Origin of the sequence: Rahnella sp. BIGb0603 (genome assembly GCF_024808755.1) — a bacterium.
Taxonomy (GTDB): Bacteria; Pseudomonadota; Gammaproteobacteria; order Enterobacterales; family Enterobacteriaceae; genus Rahnella; species Rahnella contaminans.
This window is the reverse complement of the sequence record NZ_JANUEX010000011.1, coordinates 1-13,750: the sequence shown is the minus strand read 5'-3', so window position 1 is coordinate 13,750 and position 13,750 is coordinate 1. Positions and strand designations below refer to the sequence as shown.

13 protein-coding genes and 1 other annotated feature are annotated in these 13,750 nt (G+C 51.2%); of the genes, 6 read left to right on the top strand and 7 right to left on the bottom strand.

What is annotated here, in order from left to right; all coding sequences use genetic code 11:
- Nucleotides 1-133: 133 nt before the first annotated feature.
- The 3 genes from M2403_RS22310 to M2403_RS22300 form a co-directional block, all read right to left on the bottom strand.
- Entirely contained in the window at nt 134-2,017 is a 1,884-nt protein-coding gene (locus M2403_RS22310) for a replication endonuclease (protein WP_259230988.1), read from the bottom strand.
- Nucleotides 2,018-2,124: 107 nt separating this feature from the next.
- Entirely contained in the window at nt 2,125-2,346 is a 222-nt protein-coding gene (locus tag M2403_RS22305) for a TraR/DksA family transcriptional regulator (protein WP_152323977.1), read from the bottom strand.
- On the bottom strand, nt 2,346-2,621 hold the full coding sequence (locus tag M2403_RS22300) for a DUF5347 family protein (RefSeq protein WP_152323976.1): 276 nt from the start codon (nt 2,619-2,621) through the stop codon (nt 2,346-2,348). The genes M2403_RS22305 and M2403_RS22300 overlap by 1 nt, the downstream gene beginning before the upstream one ends.
- Before the next feature lie 200 nt (nt 2,622-2,821).
- Here M2403_RS22300 and M2403_RS22295 point away from each other — a divergent pair, with 200 nt between their 5' ends.
- The 3 genes from M2403_RS22295 to tyrA all read left to right on the top strand — a co-directional run bounded on the left by M2403_RS22295 (nt 2,822) and on the right by tyrA (nt 5,913).
- Nucleotides 2,822-3,412, top strand: coding sequence for a phage repressor protein CI (locus M2403_RS22295; RefSeq protein WP_152323975.1), 591 nt, complete (start codon nt 2,822-2,824; stop codon nt 3,410-3,412).
- A gap of 296 nt (nt 3,413-3,708) precedes the next feature.
- Complete coding sequence (locus tag M2403_RS22290; RefSeq protein ID WP_152323974.1) at nt 3,709-4,785, top strand: 3-deoxy-7-phosphoheptulonate synthase; 1,077 nt, start codon at nt 3,709-3,711, stop codon at nt 4,783-4,785.
- 6 nt (nt 4,786-4,791) lie between these two features.
- Complete coding sequence (tyrA, locus tag M2403_RS22285; protein WP_101078506.1) at nt 4,792-5,913, top strand: bifunctional chorismate mutase/prephenate dehydrogenase; 1,122 nt, start codon at nt 4,792-4,794, stop codon at nt 5,911-5,913.
- 72 nt (nt 5,914-5,985) lie between these two features.
- Here tyrA and pheA read toward each other — a convergent pair whose 3' ends face one another.
- The 4 genes from pheA to bamD form a co-directional block, all read right to left on the bottom strand.
- Nucleotides 5,986-7,140, bottom strand: a complete 1,155-nt coding sequence (gene pheA, locus M2403_RS22280) for a bifunctional chorismate mutase/prephenate dehydratase (protein ID WP_259230986.1) — start codon at nt 7,138-7,140, stop codon at nt 5,986-5,988.
- 54 nt (nt 7,141-7,194) lie between these two features.
- Nucleotides 7,195-7,319: a sequence feature (Phe leader region), on the bottom strand.
- A complete protein-coding gene (locus M2403_RS24975; RefSeq protein ID WP_369794779.1) occupies nt 7,271-7,318 on the bottom strand; it encodes a hypothetical protein in 48 nt (15 codons plus the stop codon). Its footprint overlaps the feature before it by 48 nt.
- 136 nt (nt 7,320-7,455) lie before the next feature.
- The gene (raiA, locus tag M2403_RS22275; RefSeq protein WP_152323971.1) at nt 7,456-7,800 is read right to left on the bottom strand and encodes a ribosome-associated translation inhibitor RaiA; all 345 of its coding nucleotides are present in this window, start codon (nt 7,798-7,800) and stop codon (nt 7,456-7,458) included.
- 314 nt (nt 7,801-8,114) lie between these two features.
- Nucleotides 8,115-8,849, bottom strand: coding sequence for an outer membrane protein assembly factor BamD (bamD, locus tag M2403_RS22270; protein ID WP_104924502.1), 735 nt, complete (start codon nt 8,847-8,849; stop codon nt 8,115-8,117).
- A 130-nt stretch (nt 8,850-8,979) separates the two neighbouring features.
- Here bamD and rluD point away from each other — a divergent pair, with 130 nt between their 5' ends.
- The 3 genes from rluD (at nt 8,980) to clpB (ending at nt 13,398) form a co-directional block, all read left to right on the top strand.
- A complete protein-coding gene (gene rluD, locus M2403_RS22265) occupies nt 8,980-9,957 on the top strand; it encodes a 23S rRNA pseudouridine(1911/1915/1917) synthase RluD (RefSeq protein WP_152323970.1) in 978 nt (325 codons plus the stop codon).
- Complete coding sequence (gene yfiH, locus M2403_RS22260) at nt 9,957-10,694, top strand: purine nucleoside phosphorylase YfiH (RefSeq protein ID WP_259230985.1); 738 nt, start codon at nt 9,957-9,959, stop codon at nt 10,692-10,694. The genes rluD and yfiH overlap by 1 nt, the downstream gene beginning before the upstream one ends.
- A 130-nt stretch (nt 10,695-10,824) precedes the next feature.
- On the top strand, nt 10,825-13,398 hold the full coding sequence (clpB, locus tag M2403_RS22255) for an ATP-dependent chaperone ClpB (RefSeq protein WP_259230982.1): 2,574 nt from the start codon (nt 10,825-10,827) through the stop codon (nt 13,396-13,398).
- The last annotated feature ends 352 nt before the right edge of the window (nt 13,399-13,750 follow it).

The window sequence follows — 13,750 nt, the reverse complement described above, 5'->3', positions numbered from 1 at the left end:
CCAGATACTGTGTTTATATACAGTATTCTTTAATTGATCTAATACGTCAACACTCACAGCATTTTAAAAAATATAATTCATTGAATTAATGCGGAAATTTTTATTGGCGCGGTTTTTGTATGGATTTCAGCATTCACGGCAGGGAAACCGATCCACAGTTATTGACAGAACTCCAAGGTGAGTAAAAAGGCGGAGTTTCAGGGCGTGGCTGGCGGTGACGGACAATGCGCCATTGTTCGGTATGCGTCAGGAATATCTGCGACTCGCCGATATGTGGCGCATAAATGCCGATGACTTTTTGTCGCGGTTCATCGTAGGCGTTGAGCTGTTCACTGATCTTGCGGGCAACGCGCACGGTCTGATCTTTTCGCCGGATATGGATGCCGCCCTGCGCCTGAATGTAACGGGAAAAGCTTCCCTGATCCGCCGAGCTGCGAACTTCTTCAACACGTTCGTCAAACCGGCTGGCGAGGCTCTGGTTTCTGATTCGGCGGCACTCGCGCCAGGCACCGACAGAAGGGATGCCAATGGCGTGAAACTGCGGGATCCGCCAGGTCGATGCCCAGGCGGTGACGGCGGTGGCGACATCGGTCAGCAACCGGCCAGAATCATGATCGGTTTCGCCTTCCAGCGCGTAGCCATCGATATTTTTAGCGACATATTTGGCAATGTACCCGGCAGCGCCTCCGCGGTTGAGCGGTTTGCAGTGAAAACGGGATTCCGCTGCACCGGGTTCGTCGGGATCTTCTTCAAGCGCGTAACGGCGCATCACGTCGATCACTTTTTGCTGCTGTTCAGGCGGCGTGAACAACATCATATGCCAGTGTGGCGTTCCGTCGTGATGGGGCTCAACTACGCGAACTCCGTAAACTTTCAGGCCTTTATCTTTAAATGTGGTGCGGATCTTTGCCCAGACGGCGACCAGGTATCTCTGCGCATTCTTAGGCGTAAAAGCGTGCTGATTCCATTTGGGATTGAACGTCGGAGCTGAATGCGGACTGTAAGTTTTCATCGGATGGTATTTTGACGGCGTCGTCATCGTGATGAACAGGCCCCGATCCTGCTGCTGACAGGCAACATCTTCGACGCCGGCAATCAGTGTCATCAATTCCATGCGCCGCAGTTTAGGGTTCGAAACGCTGGCTAAAACGGTATCCAGCAGGCTCAGTCTGTCACCGGATTCGACGTTTTCCAGCTCACACTGCTTCAGGTAACTGAGCGTGGAGAGGCGCCGGGAAACCACGTCACGGATGGCATTTTTGCTGGCATAAGGCGAAGTAGACCGGTTTACATAACCGCAGGCGATCATCAGCGCTTCGCGCCACAGACGCTGCTGCGAACGCAGTTGCCTTTCCCACCATTCACCGCTGACCAGCCGCGAAATACTGGCGACCGCCGCCTGCGCGGTCATCCGGCCTTTTTGCCATGCATTCCAGTACAGTGGCTGTACGCGAACGGAACGCGCCATCGCCGACAGATGCCCGAAAATCTCACGCTGCGTGCTGTCTTGCAGTAAAACGTCCGGTTCAGGCACCTGTTCCAGCCAGCGTTCACAATGATGTTCGTAAGCATCCTGCATATGAATGGCCAGGGTGTTTGCCAGCCGTTTCAGTGCGTCATCATTCAGATCGGGCAGGCGGTTGAAGGTTTCCTCTTCTGTCAGCAGCTTTTCCGAATACTGGCGGTAAAGTCTGTGGCGCGCGCTGACCCGCTGGATACGCGGCCATAATCGCTGTACAAACACGGTCATCAGGAAATGAAATGCCGGATGCACGCCCTTTGTCTCCAGTAAAAACTGATACCGCTGATGCAGGGGCGCGCGCAGGCAGCGCGGAAGGGCGGCAATCTGAGAAAGTGCCGCCTGCTGGCGCTGGCAAAAATCACGGCTCAGCGGTTTTTCCAACGGGCTGCTTATTGCCGGGCGCGGCGCATTCCACCACCACGGACCGGCTTCATTTTTTCCGGTCAGGGGAGCGAACGCAGAAGATGATGTTATCTCCGGCAAATTAATTTTCATAAACTAGTTCCCCCAAACGGTTTTGCAGAAAAAAGGCAGCAACATGCCTTCCCGGAAAAGGAATATTTCCAGAATGAATTTATTAAAAACTGAAAAAGAAAAGTTACTTATACGGGGCGGTAATTCTTTTTCCTGAGCTCATTAATCTCCTGACACTCAATACAACGCTGAACGCCCGGAATAATCTTTCTGCGCTTTTCCGGAATGACACTCCCGCAATCCTCACAGAAGTATGCAGACGGGGCACGCGTCGTGCGGGTTGCGCGGGCGATTTGTTCCTGTAAAACAGTTAACTGATATTCCTGGGATTCATCCATCCAGTCTGCCATCAGCAAAATTCTCCTGTATATCGCGCGGTAAAATGGCGCAGGGATAATATGGCCTGAGCAATTTTTAATTGCTCCTCGGGTTTTAATTCTGAATACGTCAATAAGGTATGACGGCGCTTAAGTCCGGCATGGAAACATAATGTGGTTTTCAATTTATCCGAAGCCTGATCAAAAATTGTTTCCAGTTTATTTTTTCTGTCAGAAAAATAGGTTTCCTTTAAATGCGCGATCTGGCGCAAGCCTGTGAGCCGCTGCTGCTCTGTGCCTAAAAACATAGCCCCTCCTCAATGACCCCATTCCGTGAGCAGGAGATCCTCCTCTCTTTGCCGCCTGTTGCTTCAGGAACGCATTGCGGATTCTCCACTGCGCCGTAAATTTGGTATCATGGCTTTCTATTGGTACATTACATAATCAATCTAAACTTGTATTTGCAAGTTGTCAAGATGATATTTACAGGCCCAGGGGTTTTCGCCAGATGCAATTAGATGAACTCGAAGGTGGGAAAGCCGTTCTGACGCGTATGCTTCAGGCTTACGGCTTTAGCATGCAGAAAGAACTTGGTGATCTGTATGGGTTATCCTCTGGAACGATAAGTACCTGGGTAAGAAGAGATTATTTTCCCGGTGATGTGGTTGTCGCCTGTGCGCTGGATACCGGTGTTTCACTGCGCTGGCTTGCAACGGGCAAAGGGAATATGCAGGATGCGCCGTCCGCAGGATCATCCGCTTCTGCAAGTGTGCTTCAGCTTAAAAAGTTGAGATTGCGAGGTGGCGCTTTAGAAGAGGAAGGCATGTGGGTAGTCGATCCTTCTTTACTGGACGGTTCTCTGGCTGAACCGGCTTACATCGTTAAAGGCAATCACTCCTGGATCATCGATTTAGGCAGCACAATTCCGGGCAACGGGCGCTGGCTTTTGAATATCGATGGCGATGTGGATGTCTATGACGTGGCGCGTATCCCGGGAAATCGCATTAAAGTGACGCGGCAGGACAGCCATTTCGAATGCGGCGTGGAAGAAGTCACGGCGTTAGGGCAGGTCTTTATTACGCTTGATCGCAATCTGTAATTCTTCACCCTCAGCAACCGACCGGACGCTGAGGGAAATCCCGTAAAATTCCCCTTATCTTTCTGACTTCCCAATCTGACTTTTCCTTATCCTTTCACACTGTGTGTAATTTTCACGGTACAGCAGGTTCAACCCCTGAAGAATTAGTGTAAACTTAACTTTCCATATTCTGGTTTAAAGGCTGGTAATGGTAATTTTAAGTTTACAACTAAGGCTTGATAAGTTTACGCGCTGTGTTAATGTTGTCCGCAGATGCCTCAATGGCAGCCCATTTTCCTGATAAGCGGAACACCATCATGCAAAAAGACGCCCTGAATAATGTTCATATCACTGCCGAACAAATCCTCATCACCCCGGAAGAATTGAAAAATCGCTTTCCTTTAAGCGTCAGTGACGAAACCAGCATTTCCGAAGCACGTAAAACCATCGCTGATATTGTGCATGGTCGTGATCCTCGTCTGCTGGTGGTGTGTGGTCCTTGTTCCATTCATGACGTTGACGCCGCGCTCGATTACGCGCGTCACCTGAAAACGCTGGCAGCGGAACTGAGCGACCGTCTGTACATCGTGATGCGTGTTTACTTCGAAAAGCCCCGCACAACGGTAGGCTGGAAAGGTTTGATCAACGACCCGCACATGGACGGCACGTTTGATGTTGAAGCCGGTTTGCACATTGCGCGTGATTTGCTGTTGCAGCTGGTTGGCATGGGATTACCGCTGGCGACCGAAGCGCTGGATCCAAACAGCCCGCAGTACTTAGGCGATTTGTTCAGCTGGTCGGCAATCGGTGCGCGTACGACAGAATCTCAGACTCACCGCGAAATGGCGTCAGGTTTGTCCATGCCGGTAGGCTTCAAAAACGGTACCGACGGCAGCCTGGGCACGGCAATCAATGCTATGCGTGCAGCGGAAATGGCGCACCGGTTTGTTGGCATCAATCAGGCCGGTCAGGTTTGTCTGTTGCAGACCCAGGGTAACCCGGACGGTCACGTGATTTTACGCGGCGGCAAAACGCCAAATTACAGTGAGCAGGACGTTCAGGCGTGTGAAAAACAGATGAGCGACGCGGGACTCCATCCTTCCTTGATGATAGATTGCAGTCACGGTAACTCAAACAAAGACTATCGTCGCCAGCCCGTTGTGGCTCAGTCCGTAATTGATCAGATTAAGGCCGGCAACCGCTCTATTACGGGCCTGATGCTGGAAAGCCATCTGAACGAAGGTAGCCAGTCTTCTGAACAACCGCGTTCAGAAATGAAATACGGTGTGTCGGTAACCGATGCCTGTATCAACTGGGAAACCACGGAAAACCTGTTACGCACCATGCATCAGGAACTGGGTGACGCACTGGCGGCACGAATCGCAGGAGAGTAAGTTTTTATGGTGGCAGAACTTAACGCGTTGCGCGATCAGATCGACGACGTCGATAAAGCGTTGTTAGATCTCTTATCACGGCGTCTGGCGCTGGTGGCAGAAGTCGGGGAAGTCAAAAGCCGTTATGGTTTGCCGATTTATGTGCCTGAACGGGAAGCCGCAATGCTGGCCTCCCGCCGTCAGGAAGCGCAGAACCTCGGGGTTCCGCCGGATCTGATTGAAGATGTATTGCGCCGCGTAATGCGTGAGTCCTACTCAAGCGAAAACGATAAAGGCTTTAAAACGTTGCATCCGGCGCTGCGTCCGGTAGTGATTATCGGTGGAAACGGGCAGATGGGGCGTTTGTTCACGCGTCTGCTGGAGTTGTCCGGTTATCAGGTCAAGGTTCTGGAGCAGGAAGACTGGCCGCAGGCAGAAACATTGCTGGCCGATGCCGGAATGGTGATTGTCAGCGTGCCGATTCATCTGACCGAAGAGGTGATTGCCCGCCTGCCAAAACTGCCTGATGACTGCATTCTGGTGGATCTGGCGTCGGTAAAAAACCGTCCGCTTCAGGCGATGCTGGCAGTACACGAAGGCCCGGTGCTTGGCCTGCATCCGATGTTTGGTCCGGATGTCAGCAGCCTGGCAAAACAGGTTGTGGTGTATTGCGATGGCCGCGAACCGCAGGCATACCAGTGGTTACTGGAGCAGTTGCAGGTGTGGGGCGCGCGGTTGCATAAAATCAGTGCGGTTGAACACGATCAGAACATGGCCTTTATTCAGGCGCTGCGCCACTTCGCGACATTCGCGTATGGCTTACATCTGTCGGAAGAGAATGTTCAGATTGAACAGTTACTGGCGCTGTCTTCGCCGATTTACCGCCTCGAGCTGGCGATGGTCGGGAGACTGTTTGCACAGGATCCTCAGCTTTATGCAGACATTATTATGTCCTCCGAAAGCAATCTGGCACTGATAAAGCGTTACTATCAGCGATTTGGTGATGCGCTGGCGCTGCTGGAAAGCGGTGATAAAGACGCGTTTATCAGCAAATTCAGAAAGGTTGAGCACTGGTTTGGCGATTATGCGCCACGCTTCCTGAAGGAAAGCGGTGCGTTATTGCGACAGGCCAACGACAACCGTAAGTAACGGCTGATTCAGTTAAAAAGAAGGGCGCCGCATCATGATGCAGCGCCCTTTTATTTTGGCTCAAATAACCGGTCAGAGATCGACAGACACGACGTTTTCGCTGGGATAACAACCGAGCACTTTCAGGGAACGTGTGATCGGGGCCAGATCCTTCAGCGCTTTTTTCATCTCTTCCGAACGCAGGTTGGCCTGCACGTCGATATAAAACATCTCTTCCCACGGATTGCCGTTAATCGGGCGAGATTCCAGTTTCGTCATGATGATGCCCTGATCGCGCAGAACCAGCAGCGCATTCACCAGCGCACCTGCCTGCTGACCTGTCGCCATGATCAGAGTGGTTTTGGCAGGAACCTGATCGGTCACTTCAATTGCTTTGCGTGCCAGAATAATGAAGCGGGTGATGTTTTCCTTCTGGTTCGCCAGATTGTGTTCAAGCACTTGCAGTTTATACAGTGCGCCACCGGCTTCGCTGCCGAGTGCGGCAATGTGCGGCGAATTTGCGGCGGCCACTTTTTCCATGGCAGCGGCGGTGCTTTCGCAGTATTCAATTTTCCAGTGCGGGAAGCGGTTGATGAACTGGCTGCATTGCTGGAACGGCTGCGGGTGGCTGTAGACCGTCTGGATCTGCGAAAGGTCCGTATCGGTCGCGACCAGAACGCAGTGATCAATAGGGTTAGTCAGTTCGCCGACAATCGACAGGCTGGTGTGTTGCAGCAAATCGTAAACGTCATTGATTGAGCCGGAACTGGTGTTTTCGATAGGCAACACTGCGTAATCTGCCTGACCGGTTTCTACCTGCGAGAAGATATCCTGGAATTTCTGGCAGCCGCATTCGATGAACTGATCGAAATGACGGGCAGCAAACTGGCGGGCGGCGAGGTGTGAATAGGAGCCTTTCGGGCCAAGAAACGCGATACGTGCGGAGTCGGAACTGGTTTTGTTCAAATGCTGCTGAAGAAGTGCCTGCTGTGTCAGAACGGAATCTTCGATAATAAGCTGATAAACGCGGGTGATGTAATGTCCGTCCAGACCTTGTTTTTTTCCTTCCTGAATCAGTGCATTAATCAGTTCTATCTCGCGCTCTTTATCGCGAATAGGGCGGTGAGAGTGCATCTTGGATTGCGCGACTTCAATCGCCATCGAACGTCGTTCTGCCAGCAGGGCCAGCAGTTTCAGGTCTAATGCACTGATGCGCTCGCGCAGTGCCAGTAATGAATTCTCGCTCATGTTATTACCCTTTTTGATGTTCTTTCTTTCAGCAAAATTGTGTGAAACGCAGGTATAAAAAAAGCCCCCTTTTCAGGAGGCTTTGTTGTTCGTCTTCGCATTCATTCTTTCGCGACGAAACGCCTCCCAATCAGGGGAAGGTAAAAAAGAATGCGAAGAAAAACAGACGGGTATTCATGTAGGTGTTATTTCCATAAAGTTGAACTGAGTCTTAAAGTAACCGCTGGGTTTTCCCTGTGTCAATAAGGATTTCTTTCAGGCACAAAAAACGCGCTCCTGAGAGCGCGTTGTGAACTGCCTTTTCGGATAACCCGGTTATTCCTCTTCTTCCTGCACCGGTTCCAGATTGAGTTCTTTGACGCCGGATTCTGCACGGCGGGCTTCACCCTTATGCTGCGCTTTGTTGAGCTGACGCTCAAGCTTGGTGGTCATGTCGTTAAGGGCAGCATACATATCATCATGCGTGGCACTGGCAACCAGTGTGCCATTCGGTGTACTGATGGTCGCATCGGCGACAAATCCCTGAGGTCCTTTCGACAGGATTACGTGCGGGTTAATGAGCTGAGTTTGCCATTTATCCAGTTTTTTCAGACGTCCTTCGATGTGTTCACGAATCGCGGGAGTGATGTCCATTTGTTTACTGGTAATGTTAACTGTCATATGACTTACCTCTCTTTTTCCGTCTCCGATGAATCCAACATACCAGCCTTTTTTGTGAAATGCGTGCTCAAATCCACGGTTTTTTGTCACTTTTTGTCAACTTTGAAGATTCTGTGACCCAGGGTAATTTATGGCGGGAAAGGTCTTGAGACTTGCTGCCGGAGCAGGCATGATTGATGGGATCAGTACGCTATTGTTTCGGTTTTTTCCAGAATTTTGCCGCGCATTTTTTTATCCTTTCTGTTTTCACTCCCCCAAAAAAGAGCCAAAAAAAACGGCAGCCTGAGCTACCGTTTGTGTACGGACATGTAAAATTACGCTGCGCTATTGGCGGCAATAATTTTCGCGACTTTGTCAGCCTGGTTGTTCAGCTGCAGTTCGCGGTAGGCATTTTCCATCAACGGCAGCGCGTCGTGCGTTGCTTTCGTATCCGGATAATCTTTCAGCATTTGCTCTACACGGTTAACGACAGCGACGTAAGCGCCACGTTTAGTGTAGTATTGCACCACTGACAGCTCGTATTTCGCTAAACGATCTTTCAGGAATACCAAACGTTTCGTCGCATCAGTGGCGTACTGGCTGTTTGGATACGAGTGGATCAACTGGCTGAAATCACGGAATGCTGCACGTGCATGCTGTGGATCGCGGTCTGAGCGATCAACACCGAAAAATCCTTGCAGTGCACTGTCATCCAACGCCATATCCGTCAAACCACGCATGTACATGACGTAGTCGATATTGGGATGGGTTGGGTTCAGGCGCATAAAGCGATCAATAGAAGCCTGAGCCATTGGCAAGTCAGCAGACTTGTAATAGGCATAAATCAGATCTAACTGAACTTGCTGCGAGTAAGGCCCAAACGGATAGCGGTTATCCAGCGCTTCTAATTGCGCAATCGCGCCTTTAAAGTTACCGTCCTGCAGCTTTTGCTGGGCAGTCGCATAAAGGACGTTAGGCGGATTATCGGGAACCGTTTCTTTGGAACTGGAGCAACCGACCAGCGCCAGGCTCAACGTGGCTGCTGCCACCAGATATTTCACACGCGTCATGACGTTTTGATTATCCTCAGGTGTTATTCTGGGAGACTGTCCGTTAAGCTCCCGACAAAGACCAGCTACAATAGCACATTATTTTAAACGGCATCGCCGTGAAAACCCAACGTTAACCAAGAAGCTGCATATGGCACAACAAGTACAACTCACCGCAACGGTGGCCGAATCTCAACTCGGTCAACGGTTAGATCAGGCTTTGGCCGAATTGTTCCCTGATTATTCAAGATCTCGCATAAAAGATTGGATCCTTGAAGACAGGGTCACGGTCAATGGCAAAAAAGTGACCAAACCAAAAGAAAAAGTGTTGGGTGGCGAGGCTATCGCAATCGATGCGCAAATTGAAGAAGAAGCGCGTTGGCTGCCACAAGATATCGCGTTAGATATCGTGTATGAAGATACTGATATTTTAGTCATCAATAAACCCCGCGATTTGGTTGTTCATCCGGGCGCAGGGAATCCGGATGGAACAGTGCTCAACGCATTGCTTCATTATTACCCTGCAATTATCGACGTTCCGCGCTGTGGCATCGTTCACCGTCTCGATAAAGATACTACCGGTCTGATGGTGGTCGCAAAGTCGGTTCCGGCACAAACGCATCTGGTGACGGCACTTCAGGCTCGCGAAATCACCCGCGAATATGAAGCCGTCGCGATTGGTACAATGACGGCAGGCGGCACAGTGAATGAGCCGATTGCGCGCCATTCCACCAAGCGTACGCACATGGCGGTCCATCCGACGGGTAAACCGGCGACTACGCACTATCGCATCATGGAGCATTTCCGTGCTCATACGCGTTTGCGTTTGCGCCTGGAGTCCGGACGTACACACCAGATCCGCGTACATATGGCACACATCAACCATCCTTTGTTAGGCGATCAGCTCTATGGTGGTCGTCCGCGCCTGCCAAAAGGTGCCTCCGAGTCGTTCATTAATATGCTGCGCGGATTCGATCGTCAGGCTCTTCACGCGACTATGCTGCGTCTTTATCATCCGGTCACCGGTATCCAGATGGAATGGCATGCGCCGCTTCCTCAGGATATGGTCGATCTGATCAATGCGCTCAAAGCCGATACCGAAGAGTTCAAGGATCAGATGAACTGGTAATGAGCTCGCTTATCCAGCCTCAATGGCCGCAACCGGCATCGGTGCGGTCATGTGCAACAACCCGTCAGGGAGGCATCAGTTTGCCTCCTTACGGATCGCTTAATCTCGGCGGACATGTCGGAGATAGCCCTGAACATGTCGCGGCGAATCGTCAGCGCCTGGTCGAACTCGGTGAATTGCCGTCTGCGCCGCATTGGCTGGAGCAGGTTCATGGCACCGATGTTGTTAACCTGACGCATCAAACTCCTTCACTTCCTGCTTTAGTTGCCGATGCGGCTTATACCTGTGAACCGGGTGTAGTGTGTGCCGCAATGACAGCTGACTGCCTGCCAGTTCTTTTCTGTAATCAGGCTGGTGATGAAGTGGCAGCAGCGCATGCGGGCTGGCGTGGATTGTGTGCAGGTGTGCTGGAAAATACGGTTTCCCGTTTTGCATCAGTTCCGGACAAGATTATGGCGTGGCTCGGGCCAGCCATCGGGCCGTCGCAGTTTGAAGTCGGGGGCGAAGTGCGTGAAGCCTTTATGGCTTTTGATCCCGCATCATCGGCCGCATTTGTGCCAGCGGGTGAGAAATTCATGGCGGATATTTACCTGCTTGCACGGCTACGCCTTCAGGCGGCGGGCGTTACGGCCATTTATGGTGGCGAGTATTGCACCGTGTCTGACAGTACCCAATTTTACTCTTACCGGCGCGACGGAATTACCGGGCGGCTGGCAAGTTTAATTTGGCTGATATAACCTGTCGAATCAAGACGATCCATCGCGCATAGCAGCTGTCCTCCGAATATACTGCCAAGATAACCTTGAAAACGTGAGGGTCGACCTCATCTAATCTCCAGTAGCAATTTTGTTCAGTATTGGAGGTGTTATGCGTCTGGATCGTCTTACCAGCAAATTCCAGCTTGCCCTCGCGGATGCTCAGTCTCTCGCGCTCGGGCGCGACAATCAATTTATCGAACCCGTCCATCTTATGAGTGCTTTGCTCACTCAGGAAGGCGGAACCGTGCGTCCTTTATTAACAGCAGCCGGGGTTGATACCCAGAAACTGCGCACGGATGTTGATCAGGCTTTGGGGCGTCTGCCGCAAGTTGAAGGTACCGGTGGTGATGTTCAACCATCCCATGAGCTGGTACGTGTTTTAAATCTTTGTGACAAATTGGCGCAACAACGCGCTGATACCTTTATTTCTTCAGAACTCTTCGTTCTGGCTGTCATGAAAGACCGCGGCTCTTTGACTGATATGTTGAAAGCCTGCGGCGCAACGGCCGAGAAGATTACTGTGGCTATCGATCAAATGCGTGGAGGTGAGAAAGTGGATGACCAGAATGCCGAAGACCAACGTCAGGCATTGAAGAAATTCACTATCGATCTGACCGAGCGTGCCGAACAGGGCAAACTGGACCCGGTCATCGGTCGTGATGAAGAAATTCGGCGGACTATTCAGGTATTGCAACGCCGTACCAAGAATAACCCCGTGCTGATTGGTGAGCCTGGCGTCGGTAAAACCGCCATTGCGGAAGGTCTGGCGCAGCGCATCATTAATGGTGAAGTCCCGGAAGGGCTGAAAAACAAACGCGTGTTGTCCCTTGATATGGGCGCGTTAGTTGCCGGGGCGAAATATCGCGGTGAATTTGAAGAACGTCTGAAAGGCCTGCTGAGCGATCTGGCAAAACAGGAAGGGAACGTCATTCTGTTCATCGACGAATTGCACACAATGGTCGGTGCAGGTAAAGCGGACGGCGCGATGGATGCCGGTAACATGCTGAAACCAGCGCTGGCGCGAGGTGAACTTCACTGCGTGGGTGCGACGACGTTAAATGAGTATCGCCAGTTCATTGAAAAGGATGCGGCGTTAGAACGTCGTTTCCAGAAAGTGTTTGTGGCCGAGCCTTCTGTCGAAGACACCATTGCGATTTTGCGTGGGCTGAAAGAACGCTACGAGCTGCATCACCATGTGCAAATTACCGATCCGGCGATCGTTGCGGCGGCAACTCTGTCGCACCGCTACATCTCGGATCGTCAGTTGCCGGATAAAGCAATTGACCTGATAGATGAAGCGGCGTCCAGCATTCGTATGCAGATGGACTCTAAACCTGAGTCTCTTGATCGTCTCGACCGCCGTATCATCCAGCTGAAACTGGAACAACAGGCACTGAAGAAAGAGTCGGATGACGCCAGTGTGAAACGTCTGGAGATGCTAGAAACTGAACTGAACCAGAAAGAGCGCGAATATTCTGAGCTGGAAGAAGAGTGGAAAGCGGAAAAAGCGTCCCTGACCGGCACACAGAATATCAAAGCCGAACTCGAGCAGGCGAAGATCACGCTGGAGCAGGCTCGTCGCGTGGGTGATTTGGCCCGTATGTCAGAATTGCAGTACGGGAAAATCCCTGAACTGGAAAAACAGCTGGCAGCCGCCACTCAGGCGGAAGGTAAAACCATGAAGCTGTTACGCAACCGCGTAACAGATGTGGAAATTGCCGACGTGCTGGCGCGCTGGACCGGTATTCCGGTGGCACGCATGCTGGAAAGCGAACGTGAAAAACTGCTGCGTATGGAAGAGGAGCTGCACAGCCGCGTGATTGGTCAGAACGAAGCGGTCGAAGCGGTATCCAATGCGATTCGTCGTAGTCGCGCAGGATTGTCGGATCCAAACCGACCTATCGGGTCATTCCTGTTCCTCGGGCCGACCGGTGTCGGTAAAACAGAGCTGTGTAAAGCACTGGCGACATTCCTGTTTAACAGTGATGACGCGATGGTCCGCATCGATATGTCAGAGTTTATGGAGAAACACTCCGTGTCACGTCTGGTCGGTGCGCCTCCGGGTTATGTTGGTTATGAGGAAGGGGGCTACCTGACCGAAGCGGTTCGTCGCCGTCCTTACTCTGTCATCTTATTAGATGAAGTAGAGAAAGCGCACCCGGATGTGTTCAACATTTTATTACAGGTGTTGGATGACGGTCGCTTAACGGACGGGCAGGGCAGAACGGTCGACTTCCGTAATACGGTAGTGATCATGACTTCTAACCTGGGCTCCGACATTATCCAGCAGCATTTCGGCGAAGCGAGCTATGCGCAGATGAAAGAATCCGTCATGGAAGTGGTGACACACAGCTTCCGTCCGGAATTCATCAACCGTATAGATGAAGTGGTTGTGTTTCATCCACTGGGTCATGCGCATATCAAAAATATCGCGAAGATTCAGCTGGAGCGTTTGTATAAACGTCTGGAAGAACACGGCTATTCAGCAACGCTGACCGATGCCGCGCTTGAACTGCTTGGCAATACCGGTTTTGACCCTGTTTATGGTGCGCGTCCATTGAAACGTGCCATCCAGCAGGAGATTGAAAACCCGCTGGCGCAGCAAATCTTGTCAGGTAAGCTGATTCCAGGTAAGCCAATTACTGTTGATGTGGAAAATGATCGCATTGTCGCAAGACAGTAATCAGTGGATAAAAAGCCAGTTACGGGCTCCAAAGCGATTTGGAGCCCGTTTTTTATTCATTCATTGAGCGTAATTAACGCATTCGATGTTTTTCTGAACGGTTGATAAAATAATTGAAATTAGGGGTTGCGGCTTGCTGAGAACTCCCTATAATGCCGCTCCATCGACAGGGAACAACGTGAACAACATCACGAAGTGACCGGCTCGGAAAGATTAAAAACAGCGGCAACCGGATGAAATAAACGGTTGACACTGAATGAGGAAAGCGTAATATACGCCACCTCGAGTTAGCAAGCGAAAGCGCGTAACTCACTGCTCTTTAACAATTTATCAGACAATCTGTGTGGGCACT